Source organism: Rheinheimera sediminis, assembly GCF_004005375.1.
Classification (GTDB): domain Bacteria; phylum Pseudomonadota; class Gammaproteobacteria; order Enterobacterales; family Alteromonadaceae; genus Pararheinheimera.
On sequence record NZ_RZUF01000016.1, the window covers coordinates 1 to 25,797 of the forward strand.

The following is a 25,797-nucleotide window of genomic DNA, read 5'->3' on the forward strand; positions in this document are numbered from 1 at the left end:
GTGGATCAGTTTTGCATTGTTGGTAACAGCTTTTCGAGCTTGAGCTTCAGAGCTTTGCGCCTGCTGTGAAAATAGTTTCATTAGTGCGCCCCCTCACCAGCTAAAAAAGCCTGTACAGCTTCGGCAGGCCATAGCAAACGCCCTGAAGGTAACTTGATCGGTCTGATTCCGTAGAAAGAACCTGTTTTACAAAGGCGAGTTCTGATAGTGCTTGGTTTGCCGTGCAAGACTTCGGCGAACTGTTCTGTGGTCAAATTTTGCGGTGTGAATGTAATGGTGTTCATGCTAATACCTCGTGTTGTTTGGTATTAGCACCTTAAAAATGAAGTGGTGTTAGCCACGGCTAGGTGGTTTTATTTTTCATTCAATCGTCTAACGAAACGCCCATAAGTTATTTGTTCATCTTTATGTTTCGCGCCGTCTTTGTTTGGAATAATCACGAAACTTACAGACCAAGTCTTGCAATTCTGCGGGTTAGGCGCAACCTCTTGAACATTGTCAAAATACTGTTCTTCATTACCGAGCATTGCTATAAATTCAGGCCAAAGTTCTTTTGGCTTAGAGCCTGCGTTTTTCATAGCTTTGAGATTTTCAAATATCTCCGATAACCCTCTCTTACGTTCCACCTTTGCTATCTTACGTTGATTTTGTCCATAAGCGTGGGAGACCTTCAAACACCTAGAAATATCACCCAGCTCGTAGGCAGCAGAAAGTTGTACCTCAACTTTGGTTTCTTTGTTAAGTAAAATATCAGCCTGAACTAAGTACAGTGAACATAAATCTAAATGGCTACCAAGCTCAAACTTATTATTTTCTCGGATCTGCTTGCCTGAATAACTTATACCCGACAGGGGGTCTCTTAATTTAATTCCCTTTCTACGGAATAAACTAATTATTCCGTTTAAGGTCAGTTTTACTTTCTCAGCTAATGGCAATGGATCGCTTTGCACAGGTACTGAGGCATAGATGAGTTGAACATTATCAGTAAATCTTTGCCCCCTTTTATCAAAAAGATAAACACCACCATCCTCGGAGGTTAAGACAATACGGTCTTTGCTCGATTCAGAAACGGCCTTTTTAAAATGTTCCAACTGACCACTTTCCTTAAGTCGTTTCCTTGCTATTTTTGAGTTATTTGCCATTACGCCCCCTTAACCACAGCTAAGCGAGTCTCAGCATTAACGGGCACACTAAGCCCGGCTTGTTCTAAAAACCATGTTTCTATTCGCTCATGCCATAGCCTTAATAAATCAAGTGGCCTTTGCTTGTAATGCTTTTCTGCGGTAGCGCTGGGTTTGTGGCCCATAATCTGAGCTACTACGCCTGTAGGTACTTCAACCCATTCCGACAAGGTAGCAAAGCTGCGGCGTAAGCCATGCAAGGTTAAACCTTCAATACCTGCGGCCATAATCGCCGGATCGTAGCTTTTGCGGGGGTCTGTTAGTTTGCCGTCTTTACCTGAAGGGCTGGAAAATACCCATTGATTGCGGCGGGGTAACTGATTCAGCAGGCTTGCTACATAAGGCGTTAACGGGATAACCCGTACCCCTGCAACGCTGCCTTTACTGGTGGCTTTATCGCGTATAGCCATGCTTTGCCATTTAAAATCAACATCTGACCATTGCAGGCCCGTTAATTCATTGCGCCGGGCTCCGGTTAGCAGCAGGGTTTGTACATAAGCTGAAATTATAGGGTTAGTGATCTTTCTAAGTTCGGCAAACAAAGCAGGTAATTGTTCACGCTGCAACACATCATCACGGGCTTTTAGTTTGGTTACTGTCTTTTTCACAGCTTTGCTTTTCAGCGCTACAACATCAATCAGCCCGGCATATTCTGGCTGTTCGTTGCACCAGCTTAAACAGGCAAACAACAAGCGGTAAGTTTGAGCGGCTACACCGGGACGGGTTTTGTTTTCCTTGTCCAGCCAACGCTTAATCAGATCGGCGGTTAAGTCACCAAGCTTTACATTTACCAAAGGGAATAAGCAGCCCTGTTTTGTCAGCAGCCCCTTTCCTCTGGCCCAAGGTAAACCCGCTTGCTGAACAGATTTTAAGTGGTCTTTATAGTGCTTTTCGCCCCAATCGGCTTTGTTTGCTTCCACATATTCAGCCCATACAGCGCCAAGTGTAACGGAACCCCGTTTAATCTCTTTTTCTTCAGCCAGTTCAGCAGCGGCCTTTTGCCGTTTTACTTTGGCCGGGCTTATATTCTGACTGGCTAATACATCAAGCTTTTTGGCTTCGGCTCTGGCTTGCTCAATATCAAAGGCTTCTTCAGCACCTATAACAGCCCTTTGTGTGCGGCCATTAACCCACACTTGATAGATATAAGTTTTCTTGCCTGAAGCAAAAGCCCTTAACCCTAAACCCGGTTGTTTTGTGTCCCATAAGAAGGCTTCTTTTTTACCCTCTGGACACTTAAAGGCGGCAACTCTGCCAGCGTTAAAACTGACTTTGTTGCTGGTGCTGCTTTGTTTGGTGGTAGAATCTGCGGTAGCCATTTGAACCCCCTATGGTTCTTGTGGTTTGCCCTGCTCGTGTTGACGCACCAGCGGGGCTTTTTGTTTTTTAGTGCTGCGGATCGTTCTACGGATCGGCCACGGATCGGAATTGTATCAATATACACCTATTCCGAACAACACGCCAGCAAGGGGGCTAACAGCTAAATAGCTGTTTTTATGAGGTTTTTAAGCGTAGTTCAATACGGATAAATACGTTATTCCTTCGACTCATAATCGGCAGGTCCCTGGTTCAAGTCCAGGTGGGGCCACCATTTATCAAGCACTTACGTTACTTCTTCTGATCCACTTTAAGTCTGTGCTACCTCTGTGCTACCAACATCCTAATAAGTCTAGCCGGATGTTATAATTTGCTCTTGCGATACAGCTTAAACATAATTCAACTTATAACGACTTGAACCAGCCGATACTTCTGAAATAGAGTTTTTCTACAACACTGAATATTGATGGAACATCAGTTGGTAAGTCGGGAAATACAGCTAATATCATCAGCCCACATCTCCATTTTCAAGTCAAAGAGTCAAAAGTAAGTGATTGCAATTAACCCTATGGCAAAAAACAGGAAGCAGTCTGGCAGTGGGTGAAACTATAACTTACAGATCCTGTACAGCTTTTGGGTGGATTAGGATGTCCCAAGCTTTAGATCATTAAATTAAGGATAAATTTATGAAATACATTATTTTGACTCTGGCATTATTTTCTTTTTTCTCTACTGCCAAGCCGATTACAGCAGTTGGTGATACTGAAGTGCTGTGTGCAAAAAACTACGGAAAAGAAGGCTTCTATCTAGTCACAAAAACGGCAGGTGTTTCTCGCATCACATTCCATTCATTGACTAGGGGTGAAGTAATCAAAGATTTGCCATTCGAGGTTAAGCATTGTGTTTTAGATTCTGCAGAGCCTTTAGCTTTGCTGACAGATGAAAGTCAAGATATTCATTTCTTCAAAAAGTTGGATTCTGCTTTTTTATTTGAGAGGGCATTCTCTGCGCAAGTTGCTTCTCACTCTAATACAGTGAGTTTCTACCGGAAGGTAGAGGGTGATGAAGATAATTTATTAGTATTTGTAATTGATATGAATACTGGGACTGTGCTATCCAAAAATCAAGTCCAAAAGGCGTTGCTACGACATGCTGCCTTGAATTTTTCTGAGAGCGGAAAAGAGATTATTATATCGTACATGGACGGTGCAGGTGGACTTCTTTCTTACGATACTGAGTCATTCAATGTTCAAAACACATTTGAAGATGGACGCCGCATGGCGAACCAAGTCATAGTTTCAGGCAATAGTTTTATTATAAATTTTGACGGAAAAATCAATGCTTATCAGGCTCAAACGAATGTGTGGAGTTACAGCAACGCTGATTTAGAAATTAGCGTTATGGAGAAATCTCCTGACGGAAACACACTTTTGCTGACCAACAATGTCAGGGCTGAGTTTGCAATTCTGAATTCAGAGGGCAAAGAAGTTGTAAATGGCGCTTATGAGCAGTTAACAAAGGTGAAATTTTTCGCTGAACTTTCTCAATCTTATCATGTAGAAGCTGTATTGAATGACGGATTCGCCCTAAGAGATTCAGATCGCAAAACCATACGATTCTACAATGTGGAGCAAGAGCTAGTTAAGGCAGTCAAGGTTTTAGAAGACGATGTTGTTTATTATCCAGCGACTACCACTGATCCACTTTATCTCTTAACCACTCTGGAAGGTAAAAAAGTTATAACACGCCTGTGAAGTAAGATTTCCTAATCCGGTCTTAACTAGTGGTGCATCTGTTGTGACTAGAGCATAAGAAGCTGAGGCTTTGATGCTCTGATGTTACGGCGTAAAAAAGGCAGCGTTAACGGCTGCCTTATTCAATAGTTAGTGGCAAAAGAAGCAATTAATGATCGTCATGCCCTGCAGGAATTCCTACCCACACCATTTTATGTGGCGTAAAACCCAGCTCTTGTTTCTCAATCACTTTAGCCTCTTCCAGGTCAATAGTACTGACGGTTTTGCTCAGTGGATCAGCCACATACACCTTGTCGTCCGCTGCAGAGATAGCCAGCTGTAACTGACTGCCTGTTGGCATAGTGGTTAAATCAGCAGTGGTGATCTGGACTTTGTTTGCCAATGCAAAAGCAGCACCAGTTGCAGCTGCTGCATTGTAATTCAGGATACTCAGAGCACCAGTGGAGTCCAGCAGCACAAACTTTTCGCCATGATCAGCAAAACCATAGCCTATGATGTTGGCACCAGTAGCGCCCTGCCAATCCACTTTATTCAGGCTGCCTGCAACAGGATTGACTGAAAACACAGTAGCACCGGCAAAGCCGATAAAATGCGGAGCATCTTCAACACCTTCCAAGGTACCGATACGCATAGTACCAGTGAAGTCAGCGGTATGAGCCACTTTGCTGGCGGTAAAAGTTTCACCGTCCTGCTTTAACAGCATCACGCCATCAGTGCAGCCAAAGCTGACATAATCTTTGTTTTGTGCGCTGCCATGTAAGCCAGGGCAACGCAGGGCAAATTCCTGTTCCAAATGGAAATGATCACCATGCACATGATAAACACCCACCTGATCGGGCAAAGTACTGGCTGTTGCTGCATCACGAATAGTTGAAACTAACATCTCACCCCGGGCCTGAGCGGCGCCGTGCATATGAGTGCTGTAAGTTAAAACCGGATAGTCATTGCTGCCCGTATTGATTTGATCATCATTCAGCACTGCGACTTTTGCCACACTGGAAGTGGCCACATTGCCGTCAAAAAAGATGGCAATTTGTTCATCCGTAGTGGTGACATGAGTAGGACGGCTTTCGCTGAGCTGCAGGCTCATTAAGCGGGGTTCTTCTTCATAAGGATGCAAGTGATCGCCATGATCTTCCTGATACAAACCGCCATCGATAAACTCTACTTTATCGCTTTCACGCTGCACTACCATAGCAAAACGCTGGCTGGCTGAAGCGTATAAAGCTGAGGCATTGCTTAATGAGCTAAATTGGCCCAGTAGGTCGCCGTCTTCAAGGTTGTAAACCCTAAGCATGGTGCTGTCTTTATCTGAAATAACCAGACGACCAGCACCGGTTTCGTGGTCGTGATCATCTTCCACAGGAATAGGATCCTTTTCTACTATGTTGGTCGTGCTGTCACCACAGGCGGCCAGTAATGAAGCACTGATCAGTAACGCCAGCACATTTACTTTTGATTTCAACATAAAAACTCCATAAAAATAAAAAGATCGCGGCTCACCAGGAAACGTTAAACCGCGATAAAACTTAAAATTGACCACGAATACCTAAACCCAAAGAACGGCCTGGCAAGGGGGTTTTGTCTTTCAAAAAAGAAGTGTGAACACGGGCTTCTTCGTCCGTCAGGTTTTCCCCTTTGACGTAAAGCACTATGTCTTGCAAGGCACCACTGAGGTGATAACTGACTGATGCATCCAGCAGGTTGTAGCCTGCAGTTGCACTTTCCAGCTCTGAAATTCTGTCTTGTTTGAAATAACGGGTCAGGCGCAGATCAGCGGAGATTTGATCGCCTTCATAGGCTAGTTCACTGGATAAACGCAGTGGTGGAGTGCGGGGTAAATCTCCCCCTCTGTCCAGTCGGGCACGAATGTAATCGGCCTGCACAGTGAAGCGATAAGGCTGGGCAATTTGCCACACCAGTTGTGATTCAAAACCATGCAAAATCACGTCTTCAGCGACAAAAAGGTAAACCGGCAACTCACCACTGTGATCATGGCCTTCTTCTTCGGCATGATCATGGTTATGGCCGTCTTCAGCGAATAAACCTGTGTTTTGCTGGTAGTAGTAGTTATCTACTTTGTTGTAGAAGGCATTGAGTACCAAACCAAGATCGCCGCTGATTTTACGGAAGGTCAGGTCCAGGTTGTTCGCGACTTCCATTTCTATTGGCTGGCGATTCAGCACTATGGCTTGTTCTGCGTGCGGGTCGTCATTGAGGCTGAACAACGCACCTATTTCATAAGAGGCCGTGCCAATATGAGGGCCAAATGACAATAACTCAGCAGCTGAAGGGGCGCGCTCTGAACGGGAGACTGACACACCTAAGTTGTAACCTTCGGTAAAATCCCAGAAAGCACCAGCAGACAAACTGTAGGGCTTAAACTTATGCTCTACATCAAACACACGGATAAATTCTGCACCATGGTCGTGGTCAGGGCCGTGATCATGCGCATCCTCGTCGTGCGAATGCGCCGCCAATGGTGGCAACAATACATCAGCTGCATTGATAGCCACCTGCTCAGTACGGGCTCCCAGTTGCACTAACACTGGGCCAAAGTGCCGTTCTTCCATCAGGGCCACTGCAAGCATTTCAGTACTGGATGGTGGAGTAAAAGCTTCAGCTCCTATAGCTTCAAAATCACTGTGTTTGTATTGCAGGCTGACCCCACCACGCCAATCGGAGATCACCGGATGCAGTAATTCAAAACGGGCTTCTTCGCTCTGGTTTTTAAAAGTGGTGCCTACTAAGCCTTCTTCAACTTCCACATGCTGATAGTCTGTGTAAGCAATGCGGCTGTTCAACTTTTGTAGCCATGGCAAATCCAGATCCAACTCACTTAAAAACTGTACTCTGTCTTGTTTTAAATCGGCATACACAGACTCTTCGGCCTGCTCTTCGTCTTCGTGTGCATGACCGCCATGGCTATGGCCCGGAATACCGTACTCACGTTTTAACTGACCAAAAGAGACACCCACAAAACCATTTTCCAGCAGGTAACTACTGCCTAAGCTAAAACCTTTGGCTGTTGCTGCTGTGTTGGCGACTTTGCCTGAAGCGCCTTCTTCGTGATCGTGATCTTCGTCGTCGTGATGCACTTCTGCTTCACCCGGAATACGGTAATCATCGTTATCACGCCAAAATACGTCGGCATATAAACCGGTTTGACCAACAAAGGTCTGAGCTGAACCTGAAGCCAGCTTTTCGTTATTCACCGACTCGCGCTGCAGCATCCACTCGCCTTTGGTGACTTGCTCAGTGGGAATTCTGTCATCCACCACGTTGACCACACCACCAATAGCGCCGCTGCCGTAAAACAAAGTGGCTGGGCCACGTAATACTTCAATCTGACTGGCAGTGCTGGCTTCAGCCGACACACTATGATCAGGCCCAACCCGTGAGGCATCACCAGCATCCAGACCATTTTGGGTGATCAAAACCCGTGGGCCATCTAAACCACGAATAATTGGGCTACTGGCCACAGAGCCATAAAAGTTACTGTGCACCCCTACTTCGTTTTTCAGCGTATCGCCTAAAGTCGACTGTTGATTCATTTTCAGCCGATCACCAGCCAGTACACTGACAGGCAAAGCGGATTCTGTGCTGGATGCATGAAATGGACTGGCTTTGACATCAATAATTTCAAGCGCAGTAGGGGTTAACGCAAATTGCATGTCCTGTGCTGGTAACTCCAACTGAAAATTCCGGTGCGCAAAACTGTTTGCTTCAATATGCAATTCAGTGTGATTACCTTGCAACGCCTGAAATTCAAAGCGGCCAGCAGCGTCGGTTTTCACCTTTTTATTCTGCCCAACTACTGTGACCCAAGCTTCAGCTACAGGCTGCCCTTGCTCATCCACTACAGTACCCTGCACTGACTGAGCCCATACCTGACCACTCAGACTAGCGGCGATCAGACTGGCCAATAAAGTTTTTCTACCCATGCACTTCCCCAAAAAACAAAATCAGTTTCAGTTGCTTTCACAAATTGTGATAATATAACATATCACGAAATCACCGTAAGTTGGCAAGTCCCTGTTACATCAAATAAGGCAAACATCATGAAAGATCTGTTAGGAGTGTGTTTATCGGGACTTTGTATCCTGCATTGTTTGTTTACACCTGTGTTGTTAGCGCTGGGTGGTGTAGGTCTGATTGGCGCCTGGTTTGAATCCGAGTGGGTGCATTATTTATTGCTGGCACCCATCAGTCTGATATTGGCCTGGAGCCTGCCACTGTCTTGGGTGAAGCATCGCAATATGAAGCCGTTACTGATTGGCGGTCTGGGTTTTAGCTTGTTGCTGCTCTCTCTTTTTGTGCCTGAATCTGCAGAGCCTGTGCTGGCGGTTTTAGGTGGATTTATTTTGATTGCAGCGCATCTGTTGAACAGACGCCTGCTGAATACCCATATCCCTCAGCCATTAGCGAATTCACTATGATTAACTCCGCAGATAAAAGATTACCCGTTACTGTGCTCTCCGGTTTTTTAGGCGCAGGCAAAACAACTTTGCTGAATCAAATCCTTAACAACAGAGCCGGTCGTAGAGTCGCGGTCATCGTCAATGATATGAGCGAGCTGAATATTGACGCCGCCACAGTGAAAAACGAAGTCAGTCTGAACCGTGCCGAAGAAAAACTGGTGGAAATGAGCAATGGCTGCATTTGCTGCACCTTACGCGAAGACTTATTGCTGGAAGTGGGTCGCTTAGCCCGTGAAGGCCGTTTTGATTATTTAGTCATTGAATCAACAGGCATTTCAGAGCCCCTGCCTATAGCTGAAACCTTTACTTTTGCCGATGAAGAAGGCCAGAGTTTATCCGATATAGCCCGGCTCGATACCATGGTGACAGTGGTGGATGCAGTGAACTTTTTAAAAGATTATCGCGAAGCCAGTTCCTTGCAGGAGAAAGGCGAAAGTCTGGGTGAAGAAGACGAGCGCAGTGTGGCGGATCTTCTGATCGAACAAGTCGAGTTTTGTGATCTATTAGTGATCAGCAAAGCAGATTTAGTCAGTGAGCACGATTTGCAGGAACTCAAAGCCATACTACGCAAATTGAATAGTACGGCCCAAATTCATCAGGCCAGTCAGGGAAAAATTGATATCGATAAAGTGCTGGGAACAGGCTTATTTGATTTTGAAAAAGCCCAGCAAGCACCTGGCTGGTTAAAAGAGTTACGGGGTGAACATCAGAGCGAATCGGAAGAATATGGCATCAGCAGTTTTGCTTTTCAGGCCCGCATTCCTTTTCATCCACAGCGCTTTTATGACTTCCTGCATCAGGATTGGCCTCAGGCTAAACTTTTGAGATCCAAAGGTTATTTCTGGCTGGCCAGTGAACCCGACTATGCCTGGCAATGGCATCAGGCTGGCGGCATTGCCCGTTATGGGATGGCAGGTTTATTCTGGCATGCAGTACCACAAGATGAATGGCCGGATGACGCTGAAGCAGTGCACAGTATTCAAAGCAGCTTTGTCGGGCCTTTTGGCGATTGCCGGCAAGAACTGGTGTTTATTGGCCAGAAGTTGGATCAGGCACAGATGCTGAAACAATTAGAACAATGCTTGCTGACAGAACAAGAACTGGCTTTATCCATCAACGAATGGAAAACGTTCGCCAGTCCTTTTAAGGCGGAATTTGCCTGATGCTGGCGGCCTTTCAACTTCTACCTCAGATGAAACAGCTGCAAAGCAGTTGCAGCGACATACTGACTGAGCTATTTCAGCCTGATGTAAATCTGGTGATTTGGCAGCGCGAACTCAGTCAGCGGATCCGGACTTATGCTGCAGAGCTAAGCACATTTGCTGATCTGCAACTGGTCGCTGAACCTGAAGAGCTAACAAGATTGCTGCAGAAGCGCTTGCCGGACGCTGAAGGGAAAGCCGAGTTTATTGCCGATCTGGAACTAATGAGTCAGATGTTGACTTGCCTGATGGATTGCTCTGCAGTAGGAGTTCGGCTAAAACGACTGGAAAAGGCCATGTGCCCCCGCTTTCATACCGACCATGTAGCAGCACGTTTACTGGTCACTTATTCAGGCCCTGCCACAGAGTGGCATGCCGGAACCACAGCACAAAGCCAACAGCCTTACCAGCAGATCGGCACCGGTCAGGTTGCGCTACTAAAAGGATCTGGCTGGACTGGTAATAAAGACGGAGCCATCTGGCATCGTTCCCCTCATACCGATCAACCCCGTTTGCTACTGAGCCTGGATCCAGTAGGCGAATAATCTATCCGGAGAATTTCTATGCGCTTATCTTATATTTTTGCCTGCTATTGTTCTGTGCTTAGTGCCTTAAGTCTGGCAGAACAGCCCGATACCAGAGCCCATCAGCATGGGGTCGCCAGGCTTGAGTTATTTCAACTGGCTACAGATTTACAGCTAAGCTTTTATGCCACAGGTTCAGATATTCTGGGTTTTGAGCATAAGCCAAAAACACAGGCTGAACTTGATGCCGTTAAAAAAGCCAAAACTCTGCTGGCTCAGCCTGACAAGCTGTTTCACATTACAGGGGCAGACTGTCAGCTGAAGCACCATCAATCAAATTTGGCCGAACTGCAGCAGCCTGCAAAGGCTGAACACAAACACTCACATGAGCATGACCATGACCATGACCACAAGCATGCAGGTCATTCCGATATAGAAGCCAGTTATCAGTTCAGTTGTTCATCGGTTACAAAGCCCGTCACGCTAAAGGTGAATTTATTTAGCCTGTTCCCGGACTTGCAGCAGATCCATAGCAGTTGGATCACAGAAAATGGTCAGTCCGCTGCCACTTTGACGCAAGCTAACCACCAACTATCGCTGAACTGATCTATGCAGACAGCCACAGCAGAGCAAGTACCAACAGAGCTGAAGCTCAGCGGCAACCGCAAAGCCGTGTATATGTTGATGCAACAGCAACAACGTGCTTTGTCTGCTTATGAAATTATCGATCTGTTGCGCCCACAAATAGGCCGGATCATTCACCCTATGCTGGTGTACCGCTGTCTGGATTTTTTACTGGCGAAGCAATTAGTGGTGAAGCTGGTGTCGGTCAATAAATTTGTCGCTTTGCCAAGAGACCTGACTGAACCTGGCCAGTGCCTGATCTGTGAAATTTGTCAGACCGTGACGTTTTCAGCCAGTTCAAATCCACTGCAACAACAAAAACGCAAAATAGCAGCAACAGGTTTTAAGTTAAATCAGCAGCCTGTTGAATTTCATGGCATATGTGCATCTTGCCAAAAGGACCATATAGAATGACCATAAGCTCACAGCGTATTCCGCTTTATCTGCTGACTGGCTTTTTAGGCAGCGGCAAAACCACCTTACTGAACCAGTGGATAAAAGATCCAGCCTTCAACAGGGCCCTGGTGATTATCAATGAATTTGGCGAAACCAGCCTGGATCATTTGTTGGTCACTCGAAGCACAGAAGAACAAATTGTTGAACTGTCCAATGGCTGTATTTGCTGCACGACACGGGGCGATCTGGTGAAAACCCTGACTGACATCAGTTGGCGCTTTAGCCGCAACGGCAGCAAAAGTTTTGACCGGGTTATTATTGAAACTACAGGTCTGGCAGACCCAAGTCCTATACTCAGTACGCTGATTTCCAATGAGAAAGTTTTTCAGCAATACAGATTGCAGGGCACTGTGACTACAGTAGATGCAGTGAATGCGCTGCATACTTTAAGTCAGTACCGGGAGGCTAAACGCCAGGTTGCTGTGGCCGACTTGATCCTGCTAACCAAACAGGATCTAGCTGATGAGAACACTCTGACCCAGGTGCAGCAGCATATTCGCCAGCTCAACCCAACAGCCCCTCTGCAGCGATCTGATCAGGGCGTCACAGCTCTCACTGCTTTACTGGAGTTGGATCATGTAGAACCCGTGCAGTCTGTCACACCACTGCATAACTGGTTGAATTTTGGTTCTGCGCAATTTAAACCTTTGAACTCAAGCCAAATGACAACCTCGGCAAGTTCAACTGGCAATGAAATCAGCCCACATCAGGATACAATCAACACTTACTGCTATCAGATAACCAGCCCTGTAACTTTGTTTGCTATCCAACTCTGGCTGGATGCATTATTGCCAGAGATGGGTCATCAATTACTGCGTGTAAAAGCAATTTTAAACGTGGAAGGATTTCCAGGCCCAATAGTGATCCATGGGGTGCAGCAGCTATTGCACCCAACAGCTGTACTGACACATTGGCCCAATGACGACAGGCAAAGTAAACTGGTGTTTATTACCGACCAGTTATCCAGAGAACAACTGGAAAAATGCCTGCGGCCTTTGTTCGGTTTATGAGCTTATGGAAAGCACGGGGTTCTCTGTGCTTGTCGCTTTTTGCTGATACATCCGCTGGTCAGCAACTTTGCTAAGAAGCAGATCGGTTTCACCGTCTTCTGGGTAACAAGCTAAACCAATACTGCAACTGATCCTAATGTCCAGACCATGAATATCAAAGGGCTGGGCAATGGCCTGTTGAATTTTATCCGCCACCATGGAGGCACTATAGCCTTGCTCAAGCTGCGGCAACAGAATGATAAACTCATCCCCACCAATGCGGGCGACAGTATCAGAGGTACGGATTGTATTCTTTAAACGTTCCGCAACCTGCTGTAATAACAAGTCACCTACGGCATGACCATGGGTGTCATTTACAGGTTTAAATTTATTTAAATCCAATAACATCAAAGCCAAGGATTTTTGATTTCGCATTACATATTGCAGCGCCTTTTGCAGCCTGTCTGTAAATAAAGTTCTGTTCGGCAGGCCTGTTAAGGTATCGTGCTGCGCCATGTAACGCATGCGTTCTTCAATTTTACGCCTTTCTGTTAAATCACGACTCACACCCAAAATTCCGACAAAAACGCCGTCAGCATACATGCCCGAAATTTTAACTTCACTCCACACTCTGCGGCCATCTTTACAGACCTGCTCAACTTCTCCGACATAGTCTGGGTAAGGTTGTCCTGCTTGCAAAGCCCTGGCGGCCTTTTTCATCTGCAGTTTTACCTGAGCATAGGACTCCCGGGTAACGAGTTGCCGCATTTGTTGCCGCATCAATGCTGAGACAGAAAAACCTGTCAGCTTTTCTGCTGAAGGGCTGATATAGGTGAAATGACCACTTGGATCCATAGTCCAGATCACATCAGTAGCATGATCTGCCAACAAACGATGCCGCTCTTCACTACGTTTTAATTCTTCTATCGCATGACTGCGTTCTATCACAATCTCAGCTAAAGCTGCACTCTCACTAATCAGTTGGATATCCTGCTCAGATGGAGCTGTCACCTCTTTGTGATAAATAGCAAAAGTACCCAGCACTTTACCTTGGCGATTTTTTATCGGCTCAGACCAGCAAGAGCGAATACCTGCAACATCGACTAAAGCCTGATAAGGTAGCCAATAAGGATGTACCCGCACATCCTCGACTATCACCCTCTGTCCCGAATAAGCAGCTGTACCGCAAGAGCCAACGCCGTACCCGGCTGCTATGCCATCTATCGCCGCATTGTATGCGTCCGGTAAATGAGGGGCTGAAGCGACATGAAGAATATTTTGGTCATCTAGCAACAACACAGTGCAACTCGCTGAAGGGTCCATTTGTTCTGCTCCTTCCACCAGAGCGTCCAATACCTGTTCCAGTGGTGCCTGTTCAACAATCATAGCGAGGACCCTGCTACGATTTTGTTGCATCAAGGCTGAGCGCTGGCCTGCTATCACAATAGCTTTGAGCTTACGGTTAATACGATAAACAAAAAAAAGAAAAACAACAGCAGCGGGAACAATGAAAAAGATAGCAGCACCCAGAATAGTACTGCCTGTATCAGTTTTCTGCCAGATGGCTCCCTCTGCGAGTGCTGGTGCTGTAGTTAGCAATCCTTGTACTAGCATCTGCCATAACTTCACGTTATTCCCCTATATCTTCGTACCATAATGCCGGGTTCGCCGAGATAAAGTCCTGCATCAGCTGCACACACTGGGAATTATCCTGCACCACAAGCTCTACGCCACGACTTTTCACATAGTCCTCAGGGCCCTGGAAAGTTCGATTTTCACCCACTACAACTTTAGGAATGCCATACAGCAACACTGTGCCACTGCACATATCACAAGGGGATAAAGTAGAATACAGCACGGCCTGCTGATAGTCCTTTGCTGTTAAACGACCTGCGTTTTCAAGGCAATCCATTTCAGCATGTAAGACACAACTGCCTTTTTGCACTCGTTGATTATGTCCTCTGCCGACAATTTCGCCATTGATCACTAATACTGAGCCAATTGGAATGCCTCCTTCGGCTAGACTTTTTTTGGCTTGTTCTATAGCGGCTAACATAAAAGGGTCTGTCATTCACTCTATCCTGTAGATCGGCGATCATCTGAAAGCAGCCACAGACTCATTTAAGCTTGTGGCTATGTATCAACAGTTTAGTGATAAAAATACAAAAAGAAGACCAGATGAATAAATTAAATTGCAGCAGGACCAGATTTGGCCGGAAGGTACTGAATACAATCCAGCGGGCAGACTTCAATACAGGCAGGTTTGTCGTAAAAACCTATACACTCCGTACATAAGTCTGCATTCACCTGGTAGTGGTGCTCACCACGGAAAATAGCAGTATTGGGGCATTCAGGCACGCACATATCGCAATTAATACACAAAGCCTCTATCCACACTGACATGATACGGCTCCGCTACTTGACTGAACTTGCACATCTTGTTGTTTTAACAAAAAACCGTAAGCCGGATTGACGCCATCAGGCAACTGAAACCAGACTTGATAGCCTGAACCAGGCGCAACCAGCAGTTCTTGGCCGTGTTGATCATAAAAGACTGCGTCTACCACCTGAATGCCTTCTGGTGTCATCAACACCAGTTGATCTTCTGTTGTAAAACGATTCTTTACCTGCAGCGAGGCATGTCCCTGTGCATTGAACTCTCCACTAAATTCCCCCACCAGTAACTGCTCACCTTCACTGTGGCTGGTCTGGTAATTTTGCAATTCAGCACTCAGATGGCGACGTAAAAAACCTTCGGTAAAGCCGCGATTGGCCATGCCATTCAGTTGCTGTAGCAAGGTGGCGTCAAACCCTTTACCAGCCATTGCATCATCTATGGCTTTGCGATACACCTGTGCAGTACGAGCCACATAATAAGGTGATTTAGTACGGCCCTCTATTTTCAGTGAATGCACCCCCATAGCTGTGAATGCAGCTACATGTTGTACAGCGCGCAAATCTTTGGAATTAAAGATGTAACTACCATGTTCGTCTTCATCCAGCAACATCAGCTCACCCGGTCTGCCTTGCTCTTCTACCAACACAGGAGCTGGCAAGGCTGAAGCGACAGGCCTGTATTGCCCCACCTCATCGGCTTCAGCCTGATGACTTTGATAAGACCAGCGACAAGCATTAGTACAAGCACCCTGGTTAGGATCTCGTTTGTTGATATAACCTGATAATAAACAGCGACCTGAATAAGCCATACACAAAGCACCATGCACAAACACCTCCAGCTCCATCTCTGGTACTTTTTCACGGATTTGTGCTATCTCCTCCAACGCCAGCTCTCGGGATAAAATCACCCTTTCTATGCCTTGTTGCTGCCAGAACAACACGGCAGCCCAATTGACTGTGTTGGCCTGCACCGACAAATGCAAAGGGATCTGTGGGAAATGCTGACGCAGTAAAAATACAACACCAGGGTCAGAGACAATAAGGGCGTCAGGTTTTAACGCTACAGCCGGAGCCATATCTTCAACAAAACGCTCTAACTTACTGTTATGGGGCGCAATATTGACTACCAGATAAAACTTTTTACCCAGCTGATGCGCTTCGTCAATACCAATGGCCAAAGTGGCTAAATCAAATTCATTATTGCGCACCCGCAAACTAAAACGCGGCTGGCCGGCATACACAGCATCAGCGCCATAAGCAAAAGCCATGCGCATGGCTTTTAAACTACCGGCTGGGGATAAGAGCTCAGGAACATTCATCGCTGCAATCTAAAGTCCGAAAAGAAAAGGCGCATCTTAGCGCCTGCTCAGTTCAGGATCTTGCGTTGGATCAAACCACTTTGGAATAACTCAAATGATCGTTTTTAGCCAGATAACGATCAAAACAGGCGCAGACAATGCGCACCAGTAAACGGCCCAGAGCTGTAACTTGAATATGCTCATCAGAATAGCTAACCAAAGCATCGGCACGCAAAGGCTCTAGTTTAGGCAGCACATCAGCAAAGTAATCCCAAAAGTCTGTTAAACCAAAACGTAGACAAAAGTCAGGGATGTCCAATTCAAAGTGACAAATCAACTGGCTGATTAAAGCGGCTCTGATTTTATCGTCCCGAGTTAGACTCAATCCTTTATCTACCGGCCATTGGCCTAAGGCCAATTGCTGCTGATATTGCTGTAGATCCTTTTGATTTTGCCAAATCACACCATTGACTTGACTGATGGACGACACACCTAACCCCACCAAAGCATCTTGTCCTGCTGTGGTATAGCCCTGAAAATTACGCTGCAATTTGCCTTGTTGCTGTGCTATCGCCAGCTTGTCTGTGGCTTTGGCGAAATGATCCATGCCAATACACTGATAGCCAGCCTGACTAAAACGCTCTATTGCCAGTTGCAATAAGGCCAATTTATCTTCTGCTTGAGGCAAGCTTCGCGTCGGAATTTTTCGCTGCGCGGCAAAACGAGTCGGCATATGGGCATAACTGAACAACGACACTCGATCCGGATCCAGTTCCAGTACTTTATCCAGAGTTTCGGCAAAACTTGTGGCTTGCTGATAAGGCAAACCATAGACCAAATCCAGGTTGATTGAACTAAAACCCAAAGCTCTGGCATGCAATACCAAAACCCGCACCAGCTCCTCGCTTTGCACCCTGTTAATAGCAACTTGCACCTGTTCATCAAAGTCTTGCACACCAAAGCTTAGCCGGCTGAATCCAAGTTCACGCAGATGCGCCAGTTTATCCAAAGAACAACTGCGAGGATCAATTTCTACCGATAGCTCAGCATCGGCTTTAAACACAAAATGCTGCCGTAACAGCTGCATTAGCAACGATAGCTGCTCTTCGGTTAAAAAAGTTGGGGTACCACCGCCTAAATGCAGCTGAGAGATAGTTTTATCTGCCAATAAATGCTGATACAGCCCCATCTCCTGCTCCAGCGCCAACAGGTACAAATCGGCTTTTGTACTGTGGCGAGTCACTATTTTATTGCAGCCGCAGTAATAACAGAGCTGCTGGCAAAATGGGATATGCAGATACAAACACAACTCAGCAGCAGAACCCGCCAAAGCGGCTTGCACCGCTGAGGCAGGAAAGTCCGGTAATAAAGATAAAGCCGTAGGGTAAGAGGTATAACGTGGTCCATTCACCGAGTACTTCTGTACCAATTCGGAAGACCATAAAAGCTGAGATGCTAAGTCCATCATTATTTGCCCCTGCAACAAAATTAAGCAAAGTGTAAAAGACTGCAGCTGACTGTCTCTTGATCTGAAATAACAAAGCTGGTTTTTCCTGCGCTTAAATTTATTTTTCTCGGTAAAAACCTGTAAAACGGCGACAAATTGAGCTGGCTAAATCTGACAAAACATTTTAGAATGAACGTTCACTCTAAAGGAGATTCTAAATATGCAACCTTCCCGCATTGTCTTTTTTGCCCTTTCAGCCCTGGCTGGCTCTGTGACTTTGGCCGGTTGTGGTCAAGCACAACAAGCTCAAGCGCCTGCTGTACAGGCCATACCTGTTGGTGTCGTTACTTTGAAAAGTCAGGCCATAACCCTGACTAAACAATTGCCAGGTCGTGTTGCCGCGTCACAAATTGCGGAAATTCGCCCTCAGGTCGACGGCATAGTGCTGCAACGTTTATTTACCGAAGGCAGTGAAGTGAAAGCCGGTCAGGCCTTGTATCAAATAGACCCAGCGACTTTTGAAGCTCAGCTTTCCAGCGCTAAAGCAGCAGTAGCGCGAGCTCAGGCCAGCATTGCCAGCAGCAAAGCCAAAGCCAGTCGTTATACCGAACTGTTAAAAATTAAGGCGGTTAGTCAGCAAGAATTTGATGAAGCAGACGCGGCCTATAAACAAGCTCAGGCGGATGTATTAACAGCTCAGGCGCAGCTGAAAACAGCGCAGATTAATCTGAACTACAGCAAAGTTTTGTCCCCTATCAGCGGCCAAATCAGTAAATCAGCTGTCACTGCCGGCGCTTTAGTCAGTGCCAATCAAAGTTCAGCTTTGGCGACAGTAACTCAATTAGATCCAATTTATGTCGACCTGACTCAATCCAGCAACGAGATGCTGCAGCTGAAAAAAGCGCTGGCCTCAGGTGCTTTAGGTTCAGACGAGGCTACCCAGACTGTGGTTGAATTAACTATGGAAGACGACACTGTCTATCCACATAAAGGCACTTTGCAATTTTCTGAAGTGACAGTAGATCCAGGCACAGGTTCTGTCACCTTAAGAGCGCAATTTCCTAACCCTGAAAAATTACTGCTGCCAGGTATGTATGTGCGTGCCGAAGTGGTTGAAGGGGTAAAAGCCAACGCTATTCTGGCCCCTCAACGTGGTGTCAGTCGCAATAACAAAGGTGAAGCGACGGCCATGGTAGTTGGCAAAGAAGGCATAGTGGAAGCACGTATTTTACAAGCCGACCGCACCATAGGTTCAGACTGGCTGGTCAGCAGTGGCTTAAATGACGGTGATCAGCTGATTATTGAAGGCCTACAGAAAATAGGTCCTGGTGCGCCGGTACAGGCAGTACCTGCCGAAGCCGCTGCTCAAGCCAAATCCCAGTAAAGCCAACGGAGAATTCTGATGTCACGATTTTTTATCGACAGGCCGATTTTTGCCTGGGTGTTGGCGATAGTAGTGATGCTGGCAGGTATTTTAGCCATCAACGCTTTGCCAATAGCTCAATATCCATCGATAGCACCACCTGCTATAAGTATCACAGCCAACTATCCTGGTGCATCTGCCCGTACTCTGGAAGATACGGTTACCCAGGTTATAGAACAGAAAATGAAAGGATTAGATGGTCTGATGTATATGTCATCGACTTCTGAATCCAGCGGTTCAATGACCATCACCTTAAACTTCACCGCTGATACAGATCCTGATATTGCTCAGGTTCAGGTGCAAAATAAACTGGCTTTGGCCACACCACTGCTACCTGAAGAAGTGCAGCGACAAGGCGTCGCCGTGGCCAAATCAGCGGTTAACTTTTTGTTAGTGGCAGGTTTTGTCTCCGAAGACGGCAGCATGACGAACATCGACATAGGTGACTATATTTCATCCAACGTACAGGATGTGATCTCCCGTGTAAACGGCGTGGGCGAAGTGCAGTTGTTTGGTTCTCAATATGCCATGCGGATCTGGTTAGACCCAGCCAAACTACAAAACTACAAACTGACCACTGCCGATATCAGCGCTGCCATCAGTGCGCAAAATGCTCAGGTGTCTGCCGGTCAGTTAGGCGGCATGCCTGCCATCGAAGGTCAGCAATTAAATGCAACAGTCACAGCACAAAGCCGGCTGCAAACCGCAGAGCAATTCCGTGACATTCTGGTAAAAACTAACGGTGACGGTTCTGTGGTGCGTTTAGGCGATGTGGCTAACGTTGAATTGGGCGGCGAAAGTTACGGTGTAGTAGCACGTTTTAATGGCAAGCCAGCTTCAGGTATAGGTATCAAACTGGCCAGTGGTGCCAATGCGCTGGAAACAGCAGCTGGCGTGAAACAAGCTCTGGCCGATCTGGAACCCTTTTTCCCGGAAGGCTTAAAAGCTGTGGTGCCCTACGACACTACACCTTTTGTCTCCTTGTCGATTGAAAAAGTAGTACATACCTTAATTGAAGCCGTGGTACTGGTGTTTGTGGTGATGTATCTGTTCCTGCAGAATTTCCGCGCTACCTTAATTCCTACTATCGCAGTGCCAGTGGTTTTACTGGGAACCTTTGCCATTTTAGCGGCCTTTGGTTACTCCATTAATACCCTGACTATGTTTGCTATGGTGCTGGCGATAGGTCTGCTGGTCGATGACGCCATTGTCGTGGTCGAAAACGTCGAACGGGTGATGACCGAAGAAGGCTTGTCTGCACTGGAGGCCACCCGCAAATCGATGGATGAAATCAAAGGCGCACTGGTGGGTATAGCTATGGTGTTGTCTGCTGTCTTCGTGCCTATGGCGTTTTTTGGTGGCTCTACGGGTGTGATTTACCGTCAGTTCTCTATCACTTTGGTCTCTGCTATGGGCTTGTCGGTACTGGTTGCTTTAATTCTAACGCCAGCCTTGTGTGCGACTTTATTAAAACCAAGCCATGTGCACGACAACGGCTCTGTATTAGGTAAGTTTTTCTCTGGTTTTAACCGTGGTTTTGATAACACCAACAAAGGCACACAAAACTTTGTCAGCCGTATGATCCAGCAAAGTAAACGCTACCTGCTTTGCTATGCGCTGATTTTTGGCGGCATGGTGTACATTTTCAGCCAGTTACCTTCAGCCTTTTTACCGGATGAAGATCAGGGCATTATGTTTAACCAGGTGGTGTTACCAGCAGGTTCTACCACTGAACAAACCCTGAAAGTAGTAGAGAAAATGGAAAACCATTTCCTTAACGAGCAAAGCGAAGCGGTGAAGTCGATATTTACCGTTACAGGCTTTAGTTTCGCCGGGTCAGGTCAGAACGCGGCCTTAGGTTTTGTCAATTTAAAACATTGGGATGAACGCCAACGCCCTGACTTATCCGTAGGCGCTGTCGCAGGCAAAGCCATGGGTTATTTCTCGACTATTAAAGAAGCTTTTGTTTTTGCTTTCCCGCCACCAGCGGTGATAGAACTTGGTACTGCCAATGGCTTTAACGTCTTTCTGCAAGACAGAGCTGGTTTAGGTCATGACCAGTTATTGGCTGCTCGTAACCAGTTGTTGGGTATGGCTGGCCAAAGCCCGGTATTAGCTGGCGTACGTCCTAATGGTCAGGAAGATATGCCAGAGCTGAAACTGGACATCGACTTAGCAAAAGCTGAAGCTTTAGGTGTCAGTCAGGCCGATATCAACAGCACGCTGTCAACAGCCTGGGGTAGTAGCTACGTCAACGATTTTATTGACCGTGGCCGGGTGAAAAAAGTTTATCTGCAAGGTACAGCAGACAGCCGCATGGTGCCAGAAGATTTAACCAAATGGTATGTGCGTAACAATTCAGGTGAGATGGTCCCATTCTCCGCTTTTGCCAGCTCGCACTGGACTTATGGTTCGCCTCGGTTAGAGCGTTATAACGGTTTTGCCGCCATGGAAATTCAAGGGGCTGCAGCTCCTGGTTACAGCACAGGTCAGGCTATGGATGAAATGGAAAAGCTGATTAAACAGCTGCCACCAGGCATCTCCTATGAATGGACTGGTATTTCCTACGAGGAACGTTTAAGTGGTGGTCAGGCGCCTCTGCTGTATGCCTTATCCTTGTTGGTGGTATTCCTCTGTCTGGCGGCATTGTACGAAAGCTGGTCTGTACCTGCAGCAGTCATGATGATAGTACCACTGGGTGTATTTGGTGCCGCGTTGGCTGCGCTACTCAGTAGCTTGTCTAACGATATTTATCTGCAGGTGGGTTTGTTAACCACCATAGGTTTGGCCTCGAAAAATGCCATTCTGATTGTGGAATTTGCCATACACCGGATGGAGCAGGGCTTAGGCTTAGTCGAAGCAGCTATTGAAGCAGTACGTTTACGTTTGCGCCCTATTATTATGACTTCTATGGCTTTTATTTGTGGTGTATTGCCTTTGGCCATAGCCTCAAGTGCGGGTTCTGGCGCGCAGAACGCTCTGGGTATTTCAGTGATAGGCGGTACCTTAGCTTCATCTATTCTGGTGGTGGTATTTGTTCCGATGTTTTTTGTGTTGGTTCGCCGTGTATTCCCTGGCAAACACCAAACAGCTCAGGAGAAAGCCGAATGAAATTAAAAACTTTAAGTTTAAGCACTCTGGCCCTGCTGGTATTAACTGCCTGCCAGCTGGCACCAGAGCAGCAAGCTGTTGAATTACCTGTGCCTGATGCTTATGCATTAGCTGCACAAGGCTCAGGCACTGCTGCAGCAGAACTGCATTGGCAACAGTTTTTCAACAACCCTAAGCTACAGCAACTGATAGAGCTCAGCCTTTCAAACAACAAAGATCTGCAAATCGCTGCACTGAACGTGCAGCGGGTGCGGGCTTTGTATCAGATTGAAGACTCAGCTTTGTATCCGTCGCTGGATTTAAAGGCTTCAGGCACACGCCAGCGTTTACCTGCCGATCTAACAGGCACAGGCAATGCGCAAATCAGTCAGCAATACAGCGCAACTGTCGGCATCACAAGCTACGAGCTGGATTTCTGGGGCAAGGTACGTAATCAGTCAGAACAAGCTTTGCAACAGCTCTATTCCACAGAGCAGGCCCAGTTGAGTAGCCAGATCAGCCTGGTATCTGAGCTAGCCAATGCCTGGTTAACTTATGCGGCTGATCAGCAATTACTTGAGCTGGCCACTCATACGCTGCATAGCCAGCAAAAAACTCTGGAACTGACTGAACAAAGCTATAACTTAGGGGCGGCTTCCGCTTTAACCTTGCAGCAAGTGAAAAGTACGGTTGCAACAGCCCAAGTAGATATGGCGCGTTATCAGCGCTTGTTGGCCAGAGATAAAAATGCGTTGGATGTGCTAACAGGCGCTACAGTATCTGAGGATCTGCTGCCGGATCAGCCACTAAGCAAACTACTGCAGTTACCTGAATTACCGGCAGGTTTACCTTCAGATTTACTGCAACAACGGCCAGACCTAAAAGCCGCTGAACATGACTTGTTGGCCGCTAACGCCAATATTGGCATAGCCAAAGCCGCATTTTTCCCCAGCATCAGCTTAACAGCCAATGCAGGCTCAGCATCAAGCGATTTGGATAATCTGTTTAAAGGTGGCTCGGGCAGCTGGAGTTTTATGCCTTCAGTCAACCTGCCGATCTTTAATATGGGCCGTACCCAAGCCAATCTGGAGGTCGCTGAAGCTCAGCAGCAAGTGGCACTGGCAACTTACCAGCAAAAAATCCAGCAGGCCTTTCGTGAAGTGTCTGACAGCTTAGCGGATCGCCAAGGTTATGCCGCTCAGCTGCAGGCGCAACAGGATTTGGCCAACAGTAACCAGCAAAGCTTTGTCTTGTCCGAAGCTCGCTTTAAACAAGGGGCTGACAGCTATCTGCAGGTACTGGACGCGCAGCGATCCTGGTACAGCGCACAACAACAATTAATCAGTGGCCAGCAAGCTTTGCTTGCCAGCCAGATTAGTTTGTATAAAGTGCTCGGCGGTGGTTGGCAGAGCAATGTCAGTGCAGTGGAATAATAAGCAATAGCCGGGCTTTGAAGCCCGGTGTTGGAGTACCCTATGACAGAAAAACAAAAACGACATTCAGATCCAGCCTTAGCTGAGGCGCGCAGAAACCAGGTCCTGACCGCGGCAGCAGACTGCTTCCGTCGTAAAGGCTACCATGGTGCTGGCATGGCAGAGATTTCGAAAACTGCTGGTATGAGCGCTGGTCATATTTACAATTATTTCAACAGTAAAGAAGCCATTATCGAAGCTATTATTCAGCGCGATATGGAAGAAATGTTTTCTGTATTTCAGCAATTTGAAGACGATCCAGGCGAACTGCTGACTAATATGCTGGACGGTGCAGACCATGGTGTTGAACGTCATATAGACAAAGAGAAAAATGCATTAGAGCTGGAAATGTTAGCCGAAGCAGCCCGCAATCAAAAAGTAGCCTTTTTGATGCAACAATCCGATACCCATGCCAGAGCAAGATTCCGAAGATTATTAACCGGCGAACGCAGCTTAGTAAAAGATGCAACAGACAAGGAACTGGATGCACGTATCAATGTGATTTTTGCCATGATCACAGGTTTGGCGATGCGCCGGACTTTGTACCCTGAACTGCAAAAAGATACGATATTGCTGGCTTTACGACCTGCACTACGGACTTTATTGTCGCCCTTTAATTAGAGAACGAATAAGGCAGTATTTACTGCCTTATTTTTCTTTGCCCTGAAACTGATTCATAGTCGCCATCGCATTGGCCCAAAACAGAATAGAGCTTTTATCATTGCGCTGCACTGCGCTACTTAAAGCCTCTTTGGCTTTTGCAGTAAAATCTATAGCCTGATTATCCGTAGTGGCTTGCTCATCTGAGCTCTCGGTTTTACCTGAATACAACAATACCCTAAATGCCTGCTCCTGCTCAGCCGGAATTTTACCGCTGTCCAATCCTTTCGTCAGCCAATCCGATAATTGCTTACGAGTCATATTGTCAAAAACCAAAGTTTTAGCTTGTGCAGTTTCCTCTGCGCTGCCCTCTGCTGGTTTTTCCACTGTTCCGGTGGCGGAGTGCGTTTCTTTTTTTGCCACTGCTGTATACAAAGCCGAATACTGATTTGAGCGTAATTGACTCAGGGTTTCAAAAAGATTGCTGTTATCCAGTTTCATAAACTCTGTCCTTTATTTCTTGCCCACTTTGACTCAAAGCGTACCAAAGCAAGATACAGGCCAGCGCTTAAAGTCATTGCTTTGACAGCACTGCAATGGCAGTTGAAGGACAGCTACCAAGTTCATTTGAACGCAGCTACAATGCGGAAAATTTCTTAATCATGAGGGAAAAATGAAACCATATAACATGCAACAAAAAGTGCTGCAGTTAGTCGAGACCACTTGGTTTAACCACAGTATTTTAGTGCTGATTTTAATCAATGCTGTTTTGTTAGGCTTAGAAACGTCAGCTTCACTGATGCAGGAGTTTGGCTCAGTCATACTGCTGGCGGATAAAATTTTGCTCGCAGTTTTTGTTCTCGAGCTGCTGCTGAGGATCTTTGCCTATCGCCTCAATTTTTTTAAAGACTCCTGGAGTTTATTTGATTTTGCCGTAGTGGCCATAGCTCTTATGCCGGCGACTGGTCAGTTCTCAGTGCTGCGGGCTTTAAGGGTGCTGCGGGTGCTACGTTTATTGTCTATCGTGCCTTCAATGCGCCGTGTGGTTTCGGCTCTGCTTGGCTCTTTACCGGGTTTAGGCTCCATTGCTATGGTATTGCTGCTGATTTATTACGTCTTTGCCGTTATCGCCACTAAGTTATTTAGTGCCGCTTTCCCTGAGTGGTTTGGCTCTCTTGGCGCTTCGTTCTACACGCTGTTTCAGGTGATGACACTAGAAAGCTGGTCTATGGGTATTTCCCGTCCTGTGATGGAACAGTTCCCTTATGCCTGGGCCTTTTTTGTGCCTTTTATCTTAATAGCCACTTTTACCATGCTAAACCTATTTATCGCCATTATCGTCAACACTATGCAAACTTTTACCGATCAGGAACATGCCGCAGAACGAGCCGAGGATAAAAAAGCTGAACAGGCAGAACAACAGTTGATGCATCAACAATTGGCAGATATCAAGCAGGAGTTGCAGGCTTTAAGAGCTGAACTGAAACAACACAAGCAGCCATAAGTGATCTGGCCCCTGATTTTACCGGGCGGCCCAGCTAC

At 46.6% G+C, this 25,797-nt stretch carries 23 protein-coding genes and 1 tRNA gene; 13 read left to right on the forward strand and 11 right to left on the reverse strand.

Going from position 1 to position 25,797, the window contains the following annotated elements:
- Positions 1-80: 80 nt before the first annotated feature.
- The 3 genes from EMM73_RS11910 to EMM73_RS11920 all read right to left on the reverse strand — a co-directional run bounded on the left by EMM73_RS11910 (position 81) and on the right by EMM73_RS11920 (position 2,500).
- Positions 81-284 (reverse strand): helix-turn-helix transcriptional regulator, encoded by a 204-nt coding sequence (locus EMM73_RS11910; protein WP_127686662.1) that lies wholly within the window; start codon positions 282-284, stop codon positions 81-83.
- Positions 285-353: 69 nt separating this feature from the next.
- Positions 354-1,142, reverse strand: coding sequence for a hypothetical protein (locus EMM73_RS11915; RefSeq protein ID WP_127686663.1), 789 nt, complete (start codon positions 1,140-1,142; stop codon positions 354-356).
- On the reverse strand, positions 1,142-2,500 hold the full coding sequence (locus EMM73_RS11920) for a tyrosine-type recombinase/integrase (protein ID WP_127686664.1): 1,359 nt from the start codon (positions 2,498-2,500) through the stop codon (positions 1,142-1,144). Before EMM73_RS11920 ends, EMM73_RS11915 begins: the two co-directional genes overlap by 1 nt.
- 192 nt (positions 2,501-2,692) lie before the next feature.
- On the opposite strand from EMM73_RS11920, the gene EMM73_RS11925 reads away from it, so the two are divergent.
- Positions 2,693-2,772, forward strand: a tRNA-Met gene (locus tag EMM73_RS11925).
- A 412-nt stretch (positions 2,773-3,184) separates the two neighbouring features.
- Positions 3,185-4,252, forward strand: a complete 1,068-nt coding sequence (locus EMM73_RS11930) for a hypothetical protein (RefSeq protein ID WP_127686665.1) — start codon at positions 3,185-3,187, stop codon at positions 4,250-4,252.
- A gap of 148 nt (positions 4,253-4,400) precedes the next feature.
- On the opposite strand, the gene EMM73_RS11935 is transcribed toward EMM73_RS11930, so the two are convergent.
- Together EMM73_RS11935 and EMM73_RS11940 are read right to left on the reverse strand one after the other, a co-directional pair.
- Positions 4,401-5,720 carry a 5-methyltetrahydrofolate--homocysteine methyltransferase gene (locus EMM73_RS11935; protein WP_127686666.1) on the reverse strand — a complete coding sequence of 440 codons (1,320 nt, stop codon included), beginning with the start codon at positions 5,718-5,720 and terminating at the stop codon, positions 4,401-4,403.
- 61 nt (positions 5,721-5,781) lie between these two features.
- On the reverse strand, positions 5,782-8,196 hold the full coding sequence (locus tag EMM73_RS11940) for a TonB-dependent receptor (protein ID WP_127686667.1): 2,415 nt from the start codon (positions 8,194-8,196) through the stop codon (positions 5,782-5,784).
- Between the two features lie 117 nt (positions 8,197-8,313).
- Here EMM73_RS11940 and EMM73_RS11945 point away from each other — a divergent pair, with 117 nt between their 5' ends.
- The 6 genes from EMM73_RS11945 to EMM73_RS11970 are packed head-to-tail and all read left to right on the forward strand — an operon-like array spanning position 8,314 to position 12,549.
- A complete protein-coding gene (locus EMM73_RS11945) occupies positions 8,314-8,691 on the forward strand; it encodes a MerC domain-containing protein (RefSeq protein ID WP_127686668.1) in 378 nt (125 codons plus the stop codon).
- Entirely contained in the window at positions 8,688-9,896 is a 1,209-nt protein-coding gene (zigA, locus tag EMM73_RS11950; RefSeq protein WP_127686669.1) for a zinc metallochaperone GTPase ZigA, read from the forward strand. The genes EMM73_RS11945 and zigA overlap by 4 nt, the downstream gene beginning before the upstream one ends.
- Positions 9,896-10,480 carry a DUF1826 domain-containing protein gene (locus EMM73_RS11955; protein WP_127686670.1) on the forward strand — a complete coding sequence of 195 codons (585 nt, stop codon included), beginning with the start codon at positions 9,896-9,898 and terminating at the stop codon, positions 10,478-10,480. Before zigA ends, EMM73_RS11955 begins: the two co-directional genes overlap by 1 nt.
- A gap of 18 nt (positions 10,481-10,498) precedes the next feature.
- Entirely contained in the window at positions 10,499-11,065 is a 567-nt protein-coding gene (locus EMM73_RS11960; protein WP_127686671.1) for a ZrgA family zinc uptake protein, read from the forward strand.
- A gap of 3 nt (positions 11,066-11,068) precedes the next feature.
- Complete coding sequence (locus tag EMM73_RS11965; RefSeq protein WP_127686672.1) at positions 11,069-11,497, forward strand: Fur family transcriptional regulator; 429 nt, start codon at positions 11,069-11,071, stop codon at positions 11,495-11,497.
- Positions 11,494-12,549, forward strand: a complete 1,056-nt coding sequence (locus EMM73_RS11970) for a CobW family GTP-binding protein (RefSeq protein ID WP_127686673.1) — start codon at positions 11,494-11,496, stop codon at positions 12,547-12,549. The genes EMM73_RS11965 and EMM73_RS11970 overlap by 4 nt, the downstream gene beginning before the upstream one ends.
- Here EMM73_RS11970 and EMM73_RS11975 read toward each other — a convergent pair.
- The 5 genes from EMM73_RS11975 to hemN form a co-directional block, all read right to left on the reverse strand.
- The gene (locus EMM73_RS11975) at positions 12,544-14,157 is read right to left on the reverse strand and encodes a sensor domain-containing diguanylate cyclase (protein WP_127686674.1); all 1,614 of its coding nucleotides are present in this window, start codon (positions 14,155-14,157) and stop codon (positions 12,544-12,546) included. The two genes, EMM73_RS11970 and EMM73_RS11975, sit on opposite strands and share 6 nt — an antisense overlap.
- 1 nt (position 14,158) lies before the next feature.
- The gene (locus EMM73_RS11980) at positions 14,159-14,599 is read right to left on the reverse strand and encodes a nucleoside deaminase (RefSeq protein ID WP_127686675.1); all 441 of its coding nucleotides are present in this window, start codon (positions 14,597-14,599) and stop codon (positions 14,159-14,161) included.
- Positions 14,600-14,715: 116 nt separating this feature from the next.
- On the reverse strand, positions 14,716-14,931 hold the full coding sequence (locus EMM73_RS11985) for a YfhL family 4Fe-4S dicluster ferredoxin (RefSeq protein ID WP_127686676.1): 216 nt from the start codon (positions 14,929-14,931) through the stop codon (positions 14,716-14,718).
- Positions 14,916-16,244 carry a prephenate-dependent tRNA uridine(34) hydroxylase TrhP gene (gene trhP / locus EMM73_RS11990; protein WP_127686677.1) on the reverse strand — a complete coding sequence of 443 codons (1,329 nt, stop codon included), beginning with the start codon at positions 16,242-16,244 and terminating at the stop codon, positions 14,916-14,918. Before trhP ends, EMM73_RS11985 begins: the two co-directional genes overlap by 16 nt.
- Positions 16,245-16,314: 70 nt before the next feature.
- Positions 16,315-17,691 (reverse strand): oxygen-independent coproporphyrinogen III oxidase, encoded by a 1,377-nt coding sequence (gene hemN / locus EMM73_RS11995; protein ID WP_127686678.1) that lies wholly within the window; start codon positions 17,689-17,691, stop codon positions 16,315-16,317.
- Positions 17,692-17,890: 199 nt separating this feature from the next.
- Here hemN and EMM73_RS12000 point away from each other — a divergent pair, with 199 nt between their 5' ends.
- The 4 genes from EMM73_RS12000 to EMM73_RS12015 are packed head-to-tail and all read left to right on the forward strand — an operon-like array spanning position 17,891 to position 24,276.
- Entirely contained in the window at positions 17,891-19,054 is a 1,164-nt protein-coding gene (locus EMM73_RS12000; protein WP_127686679.1) for an efflux RND transporter periplasmic adaptor subunit, read from the forward strand.
- An 18-nt stretch (positions 19,055-19,072) separates the two neighbouring features.
- Entirely contained in the window at positions 19,073-22,204 is a 3,132-nt protein-coding gene (locus tag EMM73_RS12005) for an efflux RND transporter permease subunit (RefSeq protein WP_127686680.1), read from the forward strand.
- Positions 22,201-23,616 (forward strand): efflux transporter outer membrane subunit, encoded by a 1,416-nt coding sequence (locus EMM73_RS12010; protein WP_127686681.1) that lies wholly within the window; start codon positions 22,201-22,203, stop codon positions 23,614-23,616. Before EMM73_RS12005 ends, EMM73_RS12010 begins: the two co-directional genes overlap by 4 nt.
- Positions 23,617-23,658: 42 nt before the next feature.
- Positions 23,659-24,276: a TetR/AcrR family transcriptional regulator gene (locus EMM73_RS12015; RefSeq protein ID WP_127686682.1), complete on the forward strand. Its 618-nt coding sequence runs from the start codon at positions 23,659-23,661 to the stop codon at positions 24,274-24,276.
- Positions 24,277-24,303: 27 nt separating this feature from the next.
- On the opposite strand, the gene EMM73_RS12020 is transcribed toward EMM73_RS12015, so the two are convergent.
- Positions 24,304-24,756 (reverse strand): hypothetical protein, encoded by a 453-nt coding sequence (locus tag EMM73_RS12020; RefSeq protein ID WP_127686683.1) that lies wholly within the window; start codon positions 24,754-24,756, stop codon positions 24,304-24,306.
- 172 nt (positions 24,757-24,928) lie between these two features.
- Between EMM73_RS12020 and EMM73_RS12025 the strand changes: the two genes are divergently transcribed.
- Positions 24,929-25,759, forward strand: coding sequence for an ion transporter (locus EMM73_RS12025; protein ID WP_127686684.1), 831 nt, complete (start codon positions 24,929-24,931; stop codon positions 25,757-25,759).
- The last annotated feature ends 38 nt before the right edge of the window (positions 25,760-25,797 follow it).